Source organism: Clostridium coskatii, from assembly GCF_001675205.1.
GTDB lineage: Bacteria > Bacillota > Clostridia > Clostridiales > Clostridiaceae > Clostridium_B > Clostridium_B ljungdahlii.
On record NZ_LROR01000057.1, the window covers coordinates 33,096 to 49,544 of the forward strand.

The 16,449-nt window shown below is 29.4% G+C and carries 18 protein-coding genes and 1 tRNA gene; 6 read left to right on the plus strand and 13 right to left on the minus strand.

What is annotated here, in order from left to right; translation table 11 throughout:
- Window positions 1-33: 33 nt before the first annotated feature.
- From CLCOS_RS14410 to CLCOS_RS14445, 8 genes are all read right to left on the minus strand, one after another.
- Window positions 34-108 (minus strand) — tRNA-Gln (locus CLCOS_RS14410).
- Window positions 109-184: 76 nt separating this feature from the next.
- Complete coding sequence (locus CLCOS_RS14415) at window positions 185-703, minus strand: hypothetical protein (protein WP_063600973.1); 519 nt, start codon at window positions 701-703, stop codon at window positions 185-187.
- A gap of 31 nt (window positions 704-734) precedes the next feature.
- On the minus strand, window positions 735-1,316 hold the full coding sequence (locus CLCOS_RS14420) for a J domain-containing protein (protein WP_013236962.1): 582 nt from the start codon (window positions 1,314-1,316) through the stop codon (window positions 735-737).
- A complete protein-coding gene (locus tag CLCOS_RS14425; RefSeq protein WP_063600972.1) occupies window positions 1,300-2,178 on the minus strand; it encodes a DUF5685 family protein in 879 nt (292 codons plus the stop codon). Before CLCOS_RS14425 ends, CLCOS_RS14420 begins: the two co-directional genes overlap by 17 nt.
- 8 nt (window positions 2,179-2,186) lie before the next feature.
- Window positions 2,187-2,717, minus strand: a complete 531-nt coding sequence (locus tag CLCOS_RS14430; protein ID WP_063600971.1) for a class IV adenylate cyclase — start codon at window positions 2,715-2,717, stop codon at window positions 2,187-2,189.
- A 127-nt stretch (window positions 2,718-2,844) separates the two neighbouring features.
- Window positions 2,845-3,777, minus strand: a complete 933-nt coding sequence (gene fba / locus CLCOS_RS14435) for a class II fructose-1,6-bisphosphate aldolase (RefSeq protein ID WP_063600970.1) — start codon at window positions 3,775-3,777, stop codon at window positions 2,845-2,847.
- Between the two features lie 339 nt (window positions 3,778-4,116).
- Window positions 4,117-4,497 carry a DUF4363 family protein gene (locus CLCOS_RS14440; protein WP_063600969.1) on the minus strand — a complete coding sequence of 127 codons (381 nt, stop codon included), beginning with the start codon at window positions 4,495-4,497 and terminating at the stop codon, window positions 4,117-4,119.
- Entirely contained in the window at window positions 4,494-5,189 is a 696-nt protein-coding gene (locus CLCOS_RS14445) for a DUF421 domain-containing protein (protein ID WP_013236967.1), read from the minus strand. Before CLCOS_RS14445 ends, CLCOS_RS14440 begins: the two co-directional genes overlap by 4 nt.
- Window positions 5,190-5,362: 173 nt before the next feature.
- Between CLCOS_RS14445 and CLCOS_RS14450 the strand changes: the two genes are divergently transcribed.
- Complete coding sequence (locus CLCOS_RS14450) at window positions 5,363-7,078, plus strand: nucleoside kinase (RefSeq protein WP_063600968.1); 1,716 nt, start codon at window positions 5,363-5,365, stop codon at window positions 7,076-7,078.
- A 175-nt stretch (window positions 7,079-7,253) separates the two neighbouring features.
- On the plus strand, window positions 7,254-8,000 hold the full coding sequence (gene larB / locus CLCOS_RS14455) for a nickel pincer cofactor biosynthesis protein LarB (RefSeq protein WP_063600967.1): 747 nt from the start codon (window positions 7,254-7,256) through the stop codon (window positions 7,998-8,000).
- A gap of 81 nt (window positions 8,001-8,081) precedes the next feature.
- On the opposite strand, the gene CLCOS_RS14460 is transcribed toward larB, so the two are convergent.
- The 4 genes from CLCOS_RS14460 to CLCOS_RS14475 all read right to left on the minus strand — a co-directional run bounded on the left by CLCOS_RS14460 (window position 8,082) and on the right by CLCOS_RS14475 (window position 12,411).
- Window positions 8,082-8,366 carry an STAS domain-containing protein gene (locus tag CLCOS_RS14460; RefSeq protein WP_063600966.1) on the minus strand — a complete coding sequence of 95 codons (285 nt, stop codon included), beginning with the start codon at window positions 8,364-8,366 and terminating at the stop codon, window positions 8,082-8,084.
- Window positions 8,367-8,377: 11 nt separating this feature from the next.
- Window positions 8,378-10,366, minus strand: a complete 1,989-nt coding sequence (locus CLCOS_RS14465) for a methyl-accepting chemotaxis protein (protein WP_063600965.1) — start codon at window positions 10,364-10,366, stop codon at window positions 8,378-8,380.
- A 136-nt stretch (window positions 10,367-10,502) separates the two neighbouring features.
- On the minus strand, window positions 10,503-10,886 hold the full coding sequence (locus CLCOS_RS14470; protein ID WP_013236972.1) for an ATP-binding protein: 384 nt from the start codon (window positions 10,884-10,886) through the stop codon (window positions 10,503-10,505).
- Between the two features lie 16 nt (window positions 10,887-10,902).
- The gene (locus CLCOS_RS14475; RefSeq protein WP_023162592.1) at window positions 10,903-12,411 is read right to left on the minus strand and encodes a PAS domain S-box protein; all 1,509 of its coding nucleotides are present in this window, start codon (window positions 12,409-12,411) and stop codon (window positions 10,903-10,905) included.
- Window positions 12,412-12,833: 422 nt separating this feature from the next.
- On the opposite strand from CLCOS_RS14475, the gene CLCOS_RS14480 reads away from it, so the two are divergent.
- On the plus strand, window positions 12,834-13,202 hold the full coding sequence (locus CLCOS_RS14480) for a hypothetical protein (protein ID WP_013236974.1): 369 nt from the start codon (window positions 12,834-12,836) through the stop codon (window positions 13,200-13,202).
- A gap of 53 nt (window positions 13,203-13,255) precedes the next feature.
- Here the strand turns inward: CLCOS_RS14480 and pssA are convergent, their stop codons facing one another.
- A complete protein-coding gene (pssA, locus tag CLCOS_RS14485; RefSeq protein WP_153042940.1) occupies window positions 13,256-13,777 on the minus strand; it encodes a CDP-diacylglycerol--serine O-phosphatidyltransferase in 522 nt (173 codons plus the stop codon).
- 487 nt (window positions 13,778-14,264) lie between these two features.
- Between pssA and CLCOS_RS14490 the strand changes: the two genes are divergently transcribed.
- The 3 genes from CLCOS_RS14490 (at window position 14,265) to CLCOS_RS14500 (ending at window position 16,411) form a co-directional block, all read left to right on the plus strand.
- Window positions 14,265-14,825, plus strand: a complete 561-nt coding sequence (locus CLCOS_RS14490) for a TVP38/TMEM64 family protein (RefSeq protein ID WP_174377505.1) — start codon at window positions 14,265-14,267, stop codon at window positions 14,823-14,825.
- A 123-nt stretch (window positions 14,826-14,948) separates the two neighbouring features.
- Window positions 14,949-15,377, plus strand: coding sequence for a CBS domain-containing protein (locus CLCOS_RS14495; protein ID WP_013236977.1), 429 nt, complete (start codon window positions 14,949-14,951; stop codon window positions 15,375-15,377).
- A 137-nt stretch (window positions 15,378-15,514) separates the two neighbouring features.
- Window positions 15,515-16,411 carry a YegS/Rv2252/BmrU family lipid kinase gene (locus tag CLCOS_RS14500; protein WP_013236978.1) on the plus strand — a complete coding sequence of 299 codons (897 nt, stop codon included), beginning with the start codon at window positions 15,515-15,517 and terminating at the stop codon, window positions 16,409-16,411.
- Window positions 16,412-16,449 lie beyond the last annotated feature (38 nt).

Genomic DNA, 16,449 nt, shown 5'->3' on the forward strand with positions numbered 1-16,449 from the left:
AAAAAAGAACTCCTAAAATAAAGAGTTCTCTTTTGGCTGCCCATGCTGGACTCGAACCAACACATACCTGTTCCAGAGACAGGTGCCTTACCATTTGGCGAATGGGCACTGTTATGTAAATCTCAACAATAAACATTATATCACCATAAATTCATATGTCAATAGTTTATTATTAAATACAATACTATTTTATTATTTTTAAGATATATCTGTTAACATAATTTATAAATAAGGTTAATAAATAGTCATATATTAGAAAAGCTATTTGTGCACCTAATACAATTAAATAAGGACTTATTTTTATTTTTAAAAGACCGGGGAAAAATAGACTGTAAAGTAGAAATAGCACTAATAAACATATATTAAAAAAAGCAAGTTTTAGTATAATTTCAAGAGGTAATTTCCTGAGCTTCTCAACAAAATATTTTATTAATCCATAGAGACCAAAAAATACTATGTAGGAAAGCACTGTAATTTTAAAACCACATATTAAAAGCGATAGTAAGGAAGTAGCTGTATAAATAGTAATGGCATTTTTGTAACTTGTAACGAGCACGGATAATGGTATGATAAAAGAAGCCAAAGCCAGAAGAAAAGCCTTATTTACTGGCACTATGCCACTTAAGTATATTAAAATGACTCCTAAGGTAGTTAAAAAACCTCCTTTAGTTATATTGGAGGTTTTATTTTGAGCTTTTGTCATTGATATCCACCTCTTTTTTAGATTGATAGTTTTAGCAATTTCCACCTCCACATAAGCAGTCTAAACAATATAATGTAGCACAGATGTTGCATATGTCAGGATCCCTTCTCCTGTTGTCGTAATAAGGTTGTCTATAGGAATTATTCATACCTCTTAACTTGTTTAATGCCTCTTGATATTTAAAATTATTTGGATCAAGACTGCAGGCGGTGCTTAAATTAGTACTAGCCTGGTCATACCAGCCCTTTCTAGTATTTAAAATCCCCATGAGGTAGTGCCATTCTGCATCTCTTGTGTTTATTCCCATAAGTTTTGATTCTGCACTGCTTAAATTCCCATTATAAATATCATTTTCTATAGACTGATATGTGCTAGAATTGCTGCCAGTATAGGTATTACCACTTCCATTATTATATGTATTTGTCCCTTCATTTTTCATCAAATAGTCGTAGGCTTCATTTATGTCTCTCATTTTATCCTCGGCTAAATCCTTAAGTGGATTGTTACCATACTGATCAGGATGATATTTCTTAGCTAAGGTTCTATAAGCCTTTTTTATTTCATCTTTTGAAGCATTTTCATTTATTTCAAGTACTTCATATGGATTTTTCATCTTTGTAAACACCCCTTTTAAAAACTTTATCCATCTTATCTAAAAGTCCATATTGTAATATATTGTGTAGTAATTCTTTATTCTTTTTTATAGGAAGTTTTTCAAAAGTATTCATGCACTGTGCAGCACAAGTACCTAAAATGAAATCAATTCTACCTTCTATTTCTTTAGAAAATCTTTCATAGCTTAAATTTTCCACATTAAAACATTTATTTAAAACATTAAATTTTCCCTTCAACATATCATCATGTAAGTCATCTAAAGCATCTATAATATATATCCATTTACCAAGGTTATATCCAAGAAAATACAGTTCCTCTTTAAATTCTTCATACTTAAAAGAACTTAATATAAATCCAGTAAGGTGTGCAAAAGGATGAGATATCATATCTATGGATTTATTATTAGTTTTCTTTTCAAGTTCATAAAGATTACTCAAATTTTCTTTTATATGTATGAAAACTTTTTTATAATTTTCATCTGTTTTGTTAAAGTATGTTTTGAGACAAATCGAAAATATCTTGCTTTTCAAAGAATGGTCGTCGACTGTGTCATCTAAAAGTTTGAAATAACTTAGGTATATATTGCAAAAAGCTGCATATTTCAGAGAATCATTGTCCTTTAAAAAAATTTTTTCTTGCAGAGGATGAAGGATACATCTTTTTTTTATATAAGTTTGTTCACCAGTTCCTAAAGAGTCTAAAAGCAACGCAAGAAAAGTCATGTCATAATTTAGAGAGATCCTGGGAACATTCCCAATGTTATATTTTATAGACCTGCATAATCCGCAATAATAAGCTTTAAATTTTTCATAATCTTTTATTTTAAGCTCCATTTTGTATGGAGTTACATAACCAAACATAGATTCTCCTATTTTTCATTTAATATTTCATATATGGTTTTGGAGGTAGTATCTTTTATGGAATATCCAAGCAACTCTACCAGTTCATTTAATTCACCATCACTTTTAGTTTCTATTTCTATATAAGGGAAAGGACAGAAGGATGTATCATTTATGTCTATTTCAATTAAGCTGTTTTTATATCTGTAACTTTCCCGGTACTTTTTTATGGCTTGAAGTAAGTTTAGTCCAAGTGATCTAAATATTTTTTTACCTGCTTCTGCATCAAGTATTTCAGTTTCATTTTCTTCCATTACTTTATATTTTTCTTGACTTAAAAGTTTTTTAGTAGTCATGTAAAAATGATTTGAATTGTGGAGTAGATCTTCTACAACTCTTATTCTAGCATAACCTTTATTTTTTATGAGACGTCCATCTTTAAAGTCATATATATAATTTGTTTGATTTTCCATTTTAACATTTATAGCTTTCATCTGTTTTAGTTTTAATCTTATATGATCAGGATCTATTTTTATTATTCTTGTTTCGCATTCTTCCAAAGAATTCACTCCCTATGAAAAACTATTGTTATTTTGAATTATACCATAAAAGTTAATATCTAAAGGTTAAATTAATAAAAATTTAATAAGAGGCTTCCTTAAACCTAATAAGGAAGCCTCTTATTTTTTATTTTAAGGAATTTGCAGAACCAAGAACATTATCTATTTTGTATTCTACTACTTTTTGTATTTCATCTCTTCCTGCACCTAAGTATTTTCTTGGATCGAAAACTTCTGGTTTATCTCCAAAAGTTTTTCTCACAGCAGCAGTCATAGCTAATCTCAAGTCAGTATCCATGTTTATTTTACATACAGCCATTGAAGAAGCTTTTCTAAGCATATCTATTGGTATTCCTTTAGCACCAGCTAAATTTCCTCCATACTTATTGCAAGTTGCTACTGCTTCTTGATCTACAGCTGAAGCACCATGAAGTACTATAGGAAAGTTTGGAAGTTTTTCCTGAACTTTTTCAAGTATGTCAAATCTTAATTTAGGTTTGAAGTTTGGTGGAAATTTGAATGCACCATGAGAAGTACCTATAGCTATAGCTAAGGAATCTATACCAGTTCTGTTTACAAAGTCTTCTGCTTGATCCGGATCCGTATATATATGTTCTGCCGCAGATACATCATCTTCTACTCCAGCAAGTACACCAAGCTCTGCTTCCACTACTACTCCGTGGTCATGAGCATATTTTGCAACTTCCTGAGTTTTTGCTACATTTTCTTCATAATCAAAATGTGAGCCATCAAACATTACTGAAGTAAAACCATTTTCTACACACAGCTTTACAGTTTCAAAATCAGGACCATGATCTAAGTGAAGTGCAAGGTCAATACCTGTTTCTTCTATTGCAGCATCTACCATGGCTTTTAAATATTTAGGACCTGCATACTTTATTGCACCTGCTGAACATTGTAAAATAACAGCAGAATTTTTAGCCTTTGCTCCATTAACTACACCTTGAATTATCTCCATATTATTAATATTAAAAGCGCCTATTGAATATTTTCCTTCATAAGCTTTTTTGAACATGTTTTTAGTAGTAACTAATGCCATTATTATTCCACCTTCCAATATAATATTTTATAGCTATAATATAGGGTTTCTAAGTGAAAGCTAGATATATACACATGGGTATATTATAAGCAATTCAATTTATTCTTATGTTTTATTAATATAAGAATAAAAAATTTTTACATATAAATCTATAGGTTTAAATTATGAACCCTATATAAAGTTTTTAAAGTTATGGACAAACTTATTTTTCGAACATTTTTACAATATTCGCTAGTTAAGCCTAAAGGTACTAAACGTACAATTACAGTATATCAGAAGTAAATAGTTTTTACCATAAATACAATATCGAATATATGGAATTTAAATAGAAAATTGCATTTAAAATAGATTTTGGATGTTTAGTTGCTCCATTTTCAGTATGTGATGCAGCAAATTTTTTATCACATTTATAGAGGCTAGGGATTCTTCCCCATTTCTATATGTTATATGCTGTGCTAGTTTCCATAGCTCTCCATTTATATTGTCTATTTCGTTATGATTTGAAAAAATTGATACCTTTGGTGAATATTTTTCCCACTGAATCATGAAATTCTCATAATTTTTACGGGCTTCATTCCAGGAATCTGATTCAATGGATTTTTCTATTTTTATGTTCGAACTTTCTAATTTACTACATATTGTATTTAAATATTGTATTGAAAATAGTATAGATAACATCATCAATATGAATATGGTAAAAGATGTTATAGAACTTTTCATTTAATCACATCCTGTGTATTTTTTTCTTTTAGTTGGTAATAAAATTTTCCTTTTGAATCTAGTAAAGCTACTAATATGTTTTTTGTAGAAACTATGCTGTTTTTCTTCATCATTTGTTTGAGCCAAGCTTCATCTTTTTTTGCTATAATCAAGTTTTTGAAGTTTATTTTACCATCCATTATGAGTGTTATGGGCAGTACATCTTGAGAAGGTTTTATTTTTAAATCTGTTTTAGTTACAGGGGTGAGTTCGGTTTTAGGTATAACAGAAAGTTGGCCACTAGTCTCAAGTATGGCATATTCTACGTCGGATAAATTGTAATATCCCTGCATTCTCAGTTCTTCCATTAAATCATTTATATTGAACTTTTCATCTTTTAATTTTTTTAAGTCCAGCTTTCCCTTATCAATTAATATGGTTGGTTTTCCACTAAAAAACAATCTTATTTTTTCACTCTTAAGCTGGAGCAGCGCTAAAAGAGTTTGCAAAGTCAAAAGAGTTATTATTGGAATTATACCGTGAATTATAGAAATTCTGGTATCTTGCATTGGAAGAGAAGCCAATTCAGATATCATTATTGCTACAGCTAATTCAAAAGGTTCCATTTCACCTATCTGCTTTTTTCCCATAAGCCTCATGGATATTACAACTAGCAAATATAAGATAATAGTTCTAAAAAGTACTATGAACATAAAATACCACCCTTCAAGTCACAAATTATATATTGAAAATATATATCTATTTATATATTTACATTAATACAAAAAAATATAAGTAAAAACGAGAACATTTTAGAGTAAATATGAAGTATAATGATAGTAACACTTAATTTAGTAAGATATTTAAGTCAAAGGGGATGAATTATATGGGGAAGGTAAGTACTAAATTGACGTATAAAGATATTTGTGAAATACAAGAGAAAGATAGAAAAGATATATTAAATCTTAAAGTTGGTCAGAAAGATATATTGGTTAAAAAGGGAACCAGTTTGTATAAAATATTTAAGGACAATTATCCTGTACAGGATATACCTGTGGTACTTGCAAAAGTCAACGAAGAGTATTTTGAACTTACTAATTCATTGGAAAAATCCGGGACTTTTAAGATAGTAGATATAAGGGACAAGTTAGGAAACAAAACCTATGCAAGAACACTTCAATTTGTTCTTATTAAAGCTGTATATGATTTATTTAAGGGGGCAAAAGTTACTATAGAGCATTCTCTAAGTAAAGGTATATTTGGAGAAATTCATAAAGATACTCCCCTTTGTGAAGAAGATATAAAAAAGATAAAAAAGAAAATGGAAGAGATAATAAAACAGGATATACCTATAAAAAAAGTAGGGATGACTAAGGAACGTGCAATAGAAATTTTTAGAAACTATGGTATGGAAGACAAAGTAAGACTTCTAAATTATGTAAATACAGATGAAGTAAAATTATATGAATTAGATGGTAGATACGACTATTTTTATGGCTCTATGGCATTTTCTACTGGAGTATTGAAAGTGTTTGATTTAATGTATTATGAGCCAGGATTTATACTAAGGCATCCTGTGGAATCTGATCCTTATAATCTGCCTAAATTTGTAGAATATAAAAAATTAAGTAAGATATTTTATGAAACTGAAAAATGGGGAAATATACTTGAAGTAGGAGATGTAGGATCCTTAAATCATAAAGTTGAAAATAAAGAAATTGCATACATGATAAGGGTAGCTGAGGCACTTCATGAAAAGAAAATTGCCTATATATCTGATATGATAAGCGAAAGAAAAAATGTAAAAGTTGTGTTGATTGCTGGACCAAGTTCTTCTGGAAAAACTACTTTTTCAAAAAGACTTTCAATACAGTTAAGAGTCAATGGAATAATACCGATTCCAATTTCACTGGATGATTACTTTGTGGATAGGGATCATACTCCCAAAGATGAAAATGGAAATTATGATTTTGAATCTATATATGCCCTTGATTTAAAACTTTTTAATGATGATCTAGAAGCACTTATGAGGGGAGAAGAAATTGAAGTACCTACCTTTGATTTTAAAACAGGATGTAGAAAATGGGTTGGTAATAAGTTGAGACTGCCAGAAAAAGGGGTAATTGTAATTGAAGGAATACATGGATTGAACGAACTTCTTACTTCTGCTATTTCAAAAGAAAATAAATTTAAAATATATATAAGTGCTCTTACTCAATTAAACTTGGATAATCACAATAGAATAGCTACTACTGATGTTAGAATTATAAGGAGAATAGTTAGAGATTCTCTTTTTAGAGGCTATAGTGCGGAAGATACTTTAAAGATGTGGCCTTCTATAAAAAATGGGGAAGAAAAAAATATATTTGTATTTCAGGAAAATGCAGATGTTATGTTTAATTCTACGTTAGTGTACGAGCTATGTGTGCTAAAGGATTATGCACTTAAAGAATTGGACGATATAAATAACTCTAGTCCTGTATATTATGAAGCATTGAGGCTTAAAAGTTTCCTCCATTTCTTTAAATCAGTGGATGTTAATTTTGTCCCTGATAACTCCATTTTGAGAGAATTTATAGGGGGAAGTTGTTTCTATAGTTGATAATTGTTGTGGCATAAACAGAGTTCTTGGCATCAGGTTGAGTTTTTTGACTCAATCTGATGCTTAGAAATCGTTATCCAGGCGCGTAGCAGTGCTTATGCCCCACTTCGATAGAAGATGGGGTGTTAGCAATGGTAGCGATCGGATAAATAACTTTACTTTATGAGGTGAAAAAATGGATGAATCAGAACTTAGAAATCTGTTAGAAAATATTAAAAACAACAAAATAGGGGTTGAAGAAGGAATTGAAAAACTGAAGGATCTTCCATTTAAGGATTTAGGATATGCTGTGGTAGACAACCATAGGGAGATACGGGTTGGGTACCCTGAAGTAATATATTGTGAAGGTAAAACTGTAGATCAGGTAAAGGGAATTGTTGAGTTTATGCTTACCAAGGATAATAATATATTGGGAACTAGGGCTAGCAAAGAAATGTATAAAGCTGTAAAAGAAATTTGTCCTTATGCAAAGTATAATGAATCAGGGAGAACTATAACTATAGTAAAAAACTCTAAAGAGAAGACAGAATCATATATAGCTATAGTTACAGCAGGAACATCAGATATACCTGTAGCAGAAGAGGCTTTTGAAACTGCTAATATTTTTGGAAATAAAGTAGAAAAGATTTTTGATGTAGGTGTAGCGGGAATACACAGGATGTTTAATAAATTAGATATTATAAGAAAAGCTAAAGTAATCATAGTAATTGCAGGTATGGAAGGTGCACTTGCTAGCGTCATAGGAGGTCTTGTTGATAAACCTGTTATTGCAGTACCTACAAGTGTAGGATATGGAGCAAGTTTTGGAGGAATAGCTGCTCTTCTTTCAATGCTTAACAGTTGTGCCAGCGGAGTAAGTGTAGTAAATATTGATAATGGATTTGGGGCAGGGTATATGGCTAGTATTATAAACAAGCTTTAGGGATTGTTTTGTTATATTTTGTGGATGTAAGTTAAAAATGGTATGTTGTACTAAGAAGATAGTATAACATACCATTTTTAGTTAACTATTTATTTCAAATACCTTATCTAATCGTGTCATATTAAAAATTTTCATAACATCTGCATTTCTAACTGAATAAAGCTTAAAGCTCCCGTTCATGTTCTTACACTTTTTATAAATTGAGACTAAAACTCCAAGTCCAGTACTATCAATAAAGGTACATTTACTAAAATCTAATGAAAAGTTTTTTTCACCTTTATCTATTAGAGAATTAAGTTTTTGTCTAAGATCATCTGCTTCATCAACAGCAAAGTTTTCTGGTATTTCAATATTTAAATCCTTCATTTTAAATCACCTCAGATTGTAAATTTTTCTACAAGATTGTTTAAGGATACGGCTAATGCACTAGACTCCTCAGCACTAGCTGCCACATTTTCAATTGCTGAATTTTGTTCTTCGGCAGATGCGGCAACTTCTTCACTGCTAGCTGCAGTGTTTTCAGTAATAGTGGCAACTGTATTAATAAGATTTACTATTTTATCAGAAGTAGCAACTTCATCTTTTGTAACATCTACTATTTCATTTACGTTGTTTGATATTTGATTTACGGCGTCTATGATACTTACAAAAGATTTATCGGCATCTTTTGCTATTACTACACCAGATTCAACTGCGTCTTTGCTGGAATTCATGTTTTTTACAGCTTTGGATATTTCATTTACCATTTCGCTTACCAATGAAGATATTTCATTTGCGCCAGTGTTAGTTTCTTCTGAAAGTTTACGAACTTCTTCTGCCACCACGGTAAAGCCTTTACCGTGTTCTCCAGCTCTTGCTGCTTCAATAGCTGCGTTTAGCGCTAGCAAGTTAGTTTGAGATGAAATACTGTTTATAGTATCAATAATTCCACTTACTTTTTTAGAAAGCTCCTGTAGGACTTTTAAAGTAGTTTCTGTTGCAGTTGATGATTTACGGATATTTTCAATAGCATCAACTGTATTTTCAATTTTATTTCTTCCTTCTTCTGCAGTGTCCATGGTATGTTTGGAATTCTTTTTAGCTGTGAGTGCTCTATTTTGGGATATTTGAACCAAGCTTGACAGTTGAACCAAAACTTCTGATACTTCTACAATAGAGCTATTCTGAGTTTCAGCATCTTGTGCAACTTTTTCTATAGTGCCAGTCATTTGTTCTGTTGTAGAACTTATTTCCTCATTAGAAGAGGCTAGTTCTTCTGAAGAAGCAGCCAAATTTTCTGATGCATCTCTGACATTATGTATTGTATTATGCTGATGTTCAATCATTTTATTAAAGTATTCACCTAATGTCTGCAATTCGTCTTCTGTGCTTATTTTAGACCTTACAGTTAAGTTACCCTCACCAGCTTTGGTCATTAAACTTTCCAATTCCTTAATTGGATTTATTATATCTCTCATAGAAAATCTATAGGATAAAAATATTGTAATAAGTAAAGCTAATATAGCTATTATAATTGTAAAGTTTCTAATACTTGAAGCAGGAGACATATATGTACTGCAGTCAGCTTCTACTGCTATAATCCAATTATTATTGCAAATAAATTTTCCAAACTTACGTGATCCATTATAGCTATAGTATCCTTCGGAAGTTCCACTTGATTTAGCTTCATTTATCAAAGATTTTAATTGGTTGTTAGTGCTATTTAAAATATTCTCTTTAAATACCTTATCTGTTTTAGGATGGGAGATAATAAGTCCATCTTTATTAATCATATATGCATATCCAAAGTTACCTAATTTGATGTTAGATACTCCTTTAAAAGGTATTATTCCGATTAATGTACCTACAATTTTATTGTCAATTTTTAAAGGGTGTGCAATTCCTATTACAGGTTTACCTGTAACTTTTGATATTAAAACAGTTTTTTTATTAGTGTTTTTAGAGCCTTCTAAGGCGTCTTTGACGTAGTCTCTGTCACTATAGTCAACGTTATAATTTTCACTTGAGTCGCTAATAATTCCTTTAGCTGATGTATTTGTGATAACTAGACTTTCTATTACACTACTGTTTTCTTTTTGTATTTTTTGTAGATAAGTATAGACTTCATTATTGTAAGTGGTATCGCCTGAAGCAATTTTTGCCATACGCTCATCAGAACTTAAAATTTTAATATACTCGTCTACTGAATCTATTTTTTCATTTATAGATTGTACTGTTTGATTTGAAGTACTTTCTAATTGGTTTTTAACTGTATTTTGTAATAAACTAGAAGTCCTAATATAAGAGAAAGTTCCTAAAATAATAAGAGGAACAGTTATAAATACAAAGAACATTAAACCTAATTTATTTTTTAAACTTTTTTTCATTAAAATACCTCCAAACTTTTATACTCTTGTTTAGTCGCCAAAACTCCCATCTTCGATAAAAATGGGAGATAAGTAAATTTTGTACTTGGATAAGTTTTTTCAAATAATTATTAATGATAAATATTATTGTTATTTCCTAGCTAGCCAAGGATTTTTCTATAATTAGGGTATTTTGTTTTAATTCTATATGATCTGAAAGATTTTTAATGAGAAATAATCCTCTTCCTTCATCTTCTAGTATATTTTCATTATCTAATTGTTTGTTAATTATTGTATCTTTAAATCCAGTACCACAATCCTTAATTTCAAATTGAACATTTGAATCATCATATACATATTTTAAATAAATAGGTTTGTCCATGCTCATATTATTACCATGCTTAAAGGCATTGGTTAAAGCTTCTGTAAGTATTAGCTTAATATCAAAATTATACTTTGAAGCATTTAACTCAGCAGTGATTTTATCGATAATCTGTTTGTGCTTGGACAAACCATATAGAATAAATTCATTACTTTTCATATCTAATCCCCCAAAATCATTTTATTTCCAAAGCTATTATTGTGCTGTCATCTTTTAATGCTCCGGTTTCATTGATTATGTTATTTAATTTAGCTTTCAAGTAAGTTATAAATTCAGTTAATGTGTGTGATTTAAGATAATTTTTTCTAATTTCATTATCATTAAATATGAAGTCCAACCCATCCGTAGGAAAATAAAATCTATCACCTTCTTTAAAGAAAATCACATTTTCATCAAATACTGCATTTTGAAACATACCTAGAAAAGGACCCCTAACTATGAATTCTTGTGGATTACAGTTGCTTTTTTGAAACATAAACTGGCTTATCCCAGCACCTGCTACTCTTGCTTCATTTTTCTTAAAATCTAAACTAAAACAGCAAGCAGCGATGCAGTGGTTATCACTTAAATAGTCAGCAATTTTTTTATTTAAAATTTTAACTATTTCAAGTGGATCACGGCTTATTAAAATTGCTTCACGAAATAAAACAAAAAATGCTAGTACATTAAGAGCTGCTGTAATTCCTTTGCCACTAACATCTCCAATTATTCCAAGAACTAAATCTTCATTTACTTTGTACAGCCTAAAAAAGTCTCCACTTACTGTTTTAGCAGGCATGTACAGGCTTTCTAATTTAAGTTTTTCAGGTATAGGAGATGTGTCTTCGATGTATTTTCTTTGAAGCTTAGAGGCTTCGTTTAGTCTCCTTTTCATATCAGAAATATTTCTAATTATTGCTTGAATCGCAGGACTGCCTTTATACATTAAATAACTTGCTGATATTTCTACATCTATTAGGGTATTACTATAGCGAATAATTTTATAGTCATATATGGATTTAGATTTTTTACCTTCTAATATCTGTTTCGCTCTTTTATGGGCGATTTTTATAAATTCCTTTGATATATATTTATAAATATTTTCTCCAATGATTTTATCATAGTCTGTACCTACTAAATTACAGGCCTTGTGATTCGCCAGTACAATTTTACTATCTACTGTTATAATGATTGCTTCTGGTGAAAGATTAATAATTTTGCGGTATCTTTCTTCACTTTCTCTAATTGTATTTGCTAATATTTTTTTCTTGGTAATATCTTTTTGCTGTTCTACAACAAATGCCACTTTTCCCAAATTGTCCATAACAGGATTATAAGTGCAATCCATAAATTTGTTATGCTCTGGAAAATACTTTTCTATTCTTATTAGTTTTTTAGTTCTAAGGGCTTCTTCTACACCGCAGTTTTTGCAGTTTTCTTTCATATTTAAAATTTCAAAACACTTTTTACCTTTAACTTCATCTTTAGTTTTTTTATAAAACTTACACCCAGCTTCATTAAAAAATAGAATCCTACCATTGGAGTCAAACACCTTTATAATATCAGTAATACCTTTTAAGACTCCTTCTAGAATCCATAAGTTATAATTTTCTTTATTTGCTTTATGTTTAGTAAAGCATTTTAAACTATCTAGGTAAAGTGTTTCTTTGTGATAAAGTTCACTTTCTCCTGATTTATAGTTCAAAGTATACCACCTCTGTACACACTAAATAATAAAAATAATTTTTCAAAATTATGGTACTGAATACTACCAATATAAATAATATACTCTAATGATACAATAATTATATGTTTTTTTAAAGCCATATTGTATTTAATTTCACTAATAAGAATTAAATGAATATGTTTACATTAAATTCAATACCATTAAATTTATATATGTAAGAGTAAAATTAATGCACTAATTATAAATTTTTATAATTAGTGCATTAATTTTATTAAATAATAATATAGTATACTATAGGCTTTCTAAGTGGAGGTTGGATTTCATATAGATCCAATTATTTTTAAACTGCGAAGGTTGAGTTAATAGTTAAAGACCAAAATGAATGAGGTTTTTCTTCACCATGTTGCGAAAATCTTAAATTTGAGGCAGGGTGATAAATATTGTCCCATAGAAAAATAATTGAAGATTATTATTGTGATGTAAATAATTTAGCAGAGCTATTATCTAAATTAACTAATTCCTATAGACTACTAATAGGTGGAGCTGGAGAATTAAATTCTATAGCAGGAGTGCATAAAGGTGAAGTTAAAGATTCCTTAAAGAGAGTATATAAGCTTGGAAATGTAATTGATAAAGTTGTGGATACATTAAAAGATTCTACTGAAGTATACTCAGAATACTGTAAAATTACTACTGAAGTTATAAAAGCAAAAATGCAAATTAAATACGTGGAAACAGAAATAGATGAAGAATTGTTTCTAAATAATTTAGACGATATGGATGAGGATGATGATACAAAAGGAGATTAAGTAAAACACATTTTTACTTAATCTCTTTTATAAAATGTAGTTATTTACTAAAATTAGAACTTCTTAAACCTATATTTACAAATCATAAGGTAAGAAAGTATTACGATAAGTAAAATGGTAAGTTCTGCAGGAACAGGATGTCTAAATGTAATTAAACAATATAAAGCCATAAACATACCTGCAAAAGTTATTGGAATACCAAAAAATTGTCCATCAAAATCAGTAATATTAAATCTTGCCAGTCTATATGCTCCACATATTGGTAACAATAATACTAACATATAACCTAATAATCCAAAAGTAGAAAAATTATATATATTAAATGTAAGAACTGATGGGGCAACTCCAAAAGAAACTAAATCTGCAAGAGAATCCAGTTGTTTACCTAATTCACTGGACACTTTTAAAAACCTAGCAACTCTTCCATCATATCTATCAGCTAAACATGCAAGTAGTATAAATATACCGGCCCATAAATAATTTTCCTGAAAGGACATCATTAGAGACATTATACCACAACTAAGATTAGCAAACGTAAACGCATTAGGCACTGAACTTCTAGCTATTTTAGCCACTGTGACCACTCCTTAAAAATAACAAAATTAAATTATATTCCCTCAACTTATTAAAAAGTATATAATTGCGTAAGTTAATTATACCTCATTTTATGAAAATAGTTAAGTACATAGTCTGTGTCTTTTCTATGACAAACTTGTAAATTTTTTGTTAAAAACATACAAGAAACTTCAATTCACAACTAAAATCATTTTGGAAAAGCCTTTAATGTAATAAATAGGTCATATATTTTCTATTGAATATTTATCAAAAATATGTAAATATTACATGTATAAGTTATAATACTAAAAACTATATACAGAATTTACTCTTTATTTTATTATATATTTAGTAATTTAATTTGTATTTTAAAATTAAAAAAAGGATAGTTGTGGATTTATGAGAAATAGTAAAGAAAGTATTTTTAAGTGTTTGATAGTATTTTTTTTGGTTTTTACTATCATATTTATTCTATACAAATATAAAGGAAGTTTATATAGGATAAGTATGGATAGTATCAGAAGCTATATACAAAGCTATGGGAAATTTTCAGATATTATTTTTATTTTAATTTATACTATAAGACCTGTAGTGATTATATTGCCTGCATCTCTTATGTCAATAATTGCGGGGAGCATATTTAATTCATATATGGCTCTTTTGCTCAGTATGATTGGCTGCTTTGGATCAGCTACACTAGCTTTCTTTTTATCTAGATTTTTAGGTAGATCTTTTGTAAATAAGATTCTTAAAGGGAAGGCTTTAACATTAAATGACAATATAGAAAAGTATGGATTTAGGATTATGACTGCAATGAGATTAAGTTTTGTATTCCCCTATGATCCACTTAGTTATGCTGCAGGACTTACAAAAATTAAATATAGAGATTTTATTTTTGGAACTTTAGTAGGAATTTTACCTGAAATGGTGACTTATTCCTTAATAGGAGGAAATTTGACAAAGCCGTTTTCATTTAAGTTCATATTGCCCATAATAGTTTTATTTATTATAGCATGTATTTCTATATACATGCATAAAAAAAAGTCTAAAGATACCAATAATTTATAAGTAACATAATCTTTAGATTAGGACATAATAAATATGAAATTAAATTTAAGGCATTTGAAAGAAAATAGGCTAGCATACTGACTAGTAGATATTTCTTTGAAAATGACTAAAGGGGTGTTTGAAATGAAAGTTAAAGATATAATGACTAAATCTGTAATAAGTTTAAATGATGACGATACTGTGGAAAAAGCAGCACAAATTATGCAGCAAAATAATATAGGAGCTGTTCCAGTTTGTAAAAATGGAAAAGTTATAGGAATTGTGACAGATAGGGATATAGCTATAAGATCAGCATCCCAGAGTGGAGGTACTGAATCCAAATTTGTAAGAGATATTATGTCGGCAAATCCTGTAACTGGATCACCTGATATGAATTTGGAGGATGCATCCAGAATAATGAGTGATAAGCAAATAAGAAGATTACCTATTGTTGAAAATAAAAATGTAGTTGGAATGGTATCTTTAGGAGATTTAGCAGTAAATCCTAAATCAAATACTCAGGCAGGAGATGCTTTGAGTAGTATATCGGAAAATAACTACTCAGCATTTTAGAATTTAATAATTTGTAAATAAATCCACAAGATTTACAAGTAATCTTGTGGATTTATTACTTTAGGTGATATAATATCAGGTGACATATTTAAATAAAGAATCTAGGTTTGTAATTTATATAATTAGAGGAGTTTAACATGAATAAAGTGAAATTTATTTATAATCCATATTCAGGAGAAAATACAATAATATCAAATATAGATAAAGTTATTATGATACATCAAAAATATGGTTATGAAATAGTTCCTTTTAGAATAAGTTTTGAATTTGACATAAAAAAGGCATTTGAAGATATAGATGAAACTTACAAATACATACTGATAGCTGGAGGGGATGGAACAGTAGACAATGTTGTAAACTGTATGAAGAGGTTAAATATAGATATGCCTATAGCCATACTTCCGGTAGGAACTGCCAATGATTTTGCTAAATTTATAGGAATGCCGCAAAATATTAAAAAGGCCTGCCAACAGATAGTAAACAGTGTTCCTAAAAAATTAGATTTAGGAAAGGTAAATGACAAATATTTCATAAATGTTGCTAGTACGGGACTGTTTACGGATGTATCTCAAAAAACAGATGTAAATTTAAAAAATACTATGGGAAAGTTAGCATATTATGTTAAAGGATTAGAGCAACTTCCAAATTTAAGAAAAATTAAGGTAAAAGTTAAGTCTGAGAATGCAATTTTTGATGGGGACATGTACCTTATGCTCATATTTAATGGACAGATGGCAGGAAACTTTAAGTTTGCATATAAAGCTCAAATTCAAGATGGACTTTTAGATGTAATTATAATAAAAGCAGGAATGATAAAGGATATTATATCACTATTTATAAAAATGCTAAGAGGAGATCACTTGGAAGATACTTCTGGACTTATATACTTTAAATCAAATAAAATAGAAGTGTATTGTGATGAAGATATAGTCACTGATATAGATGGTGAAAGGGGACCGGATTTTCCACTTGTTATAGAGTGTATTAAAGGTGGAATAGAAGTTTTAGGATTAAAAGATGAGATAAAGTTATAAATTTATTTAAAATAGTAATATAAGATAAGCGATATTAA

What these genes read in the sequence shown, in the direction of transcription:
- CLCOS_RS14415 (WP_063600973.1), bottom strand. Translation starts at nt 703, where the DNA reads ATGACAAAAGCTCAAAATAAAACCTCCAATATAACTAAAGGAGGTTTT.
- CLCOS_RS14420 (WP_013236962.1), bottom strand. Translation starts at nt 1,316, where the DNA reads ATGAAAAATCCATATGAAGTACTTGAAATAAATGAAAATGCTTCAAAA.
- CLCOS_RS14425 (WP_063600972.1), bottom strand. Translation starts at nt 2,178, where the DNA reads ATGTTTGGTTATGTAACTCCATACAAAATGGAGCTTAAAATAAAAGAT.
- fba (WP_063600970.1), bottom strand. Translation starts at nt 3,777, where the DNA reads ATGGCATTAGTTACTACTAAAAACATGTTCAAAAAAGCTTATGAAGGA.
- CLCOS_RS14440 (WP_063600969.1), bottom strand. Translation starts at nt 4,497, where the DNA reads ATGAAAAGTTCTATAACATCTTTTACCATATTCATATTGATGATGTTA.
- CLCOS_RS14445 (WP_013236967.1), bottom strand. Translation starts at nt 5,189, where the DNA reads ATGTTCATAGTACTTTTTAGAACTATTATCTTATATTTGCTAGTTGTA.
- CLCOS_RS14450 (WP_063600968.1), top strand. Translation starts at nt 5,363, where the DNA reads ATGGGGAAGGTAAGTACTAAATTGACGTATAAAGATATTTGTGAAATA.
- larB (WP_063600967.1), top strand. Translation starts at nt 7,254, where the DNA reads ATGGATGAATCAGAACTTAGAAATCTGTTAGAAAATATTAAAAACAAC.
- CLCOS_RS14460 (WP_063600966.1), bottom strand. Translation starts at nt 8,366, where the DNA reads ATGAAGGATTTAAATATTGAAATACCAGAAAACTTTGCTGTTGATGAA.
- CLCOS_RS14465 (WP_063600965.1), bottom strand. Translation starts at nt 10,366, where the DNA reads ATGAAAAAAAGTTTAAAAAATAAATTAGGTTTAATGTTCTTTGTATTT.
- CLCOS_RS14470 (WP_013236972.1), bottom strand. Translation starts at nt 10,886, where the DNA reads ATGAAAAGTAATGAATTTATTCTATATGGTTTGTCCAAGCACAAACAG.
- CLCOS_RS14490 (WP_174377505.1), top strand. Translation starts at nt 14,265, where the DNA reads ATGGATAGTATCAGAAGCTATATACAAAGCTATGGGAAATTTTCAGAT.
- CLCOS_RS14495 (WP_013236977.1), top strand. Translation starts at nt 14,949, where the DNA reads ATGAAAGTTAAAGATATAATGACTAAATCTGTAATAAGTTTAAATGAT.
- CLCOS_RS14500 (WP_013236978.1), top strand. Translation starts at nt 15,515, where the DNA reads ATGAATAAAGTGAAATTTATTTATAATCCATATTCAGGAGAAAATACA.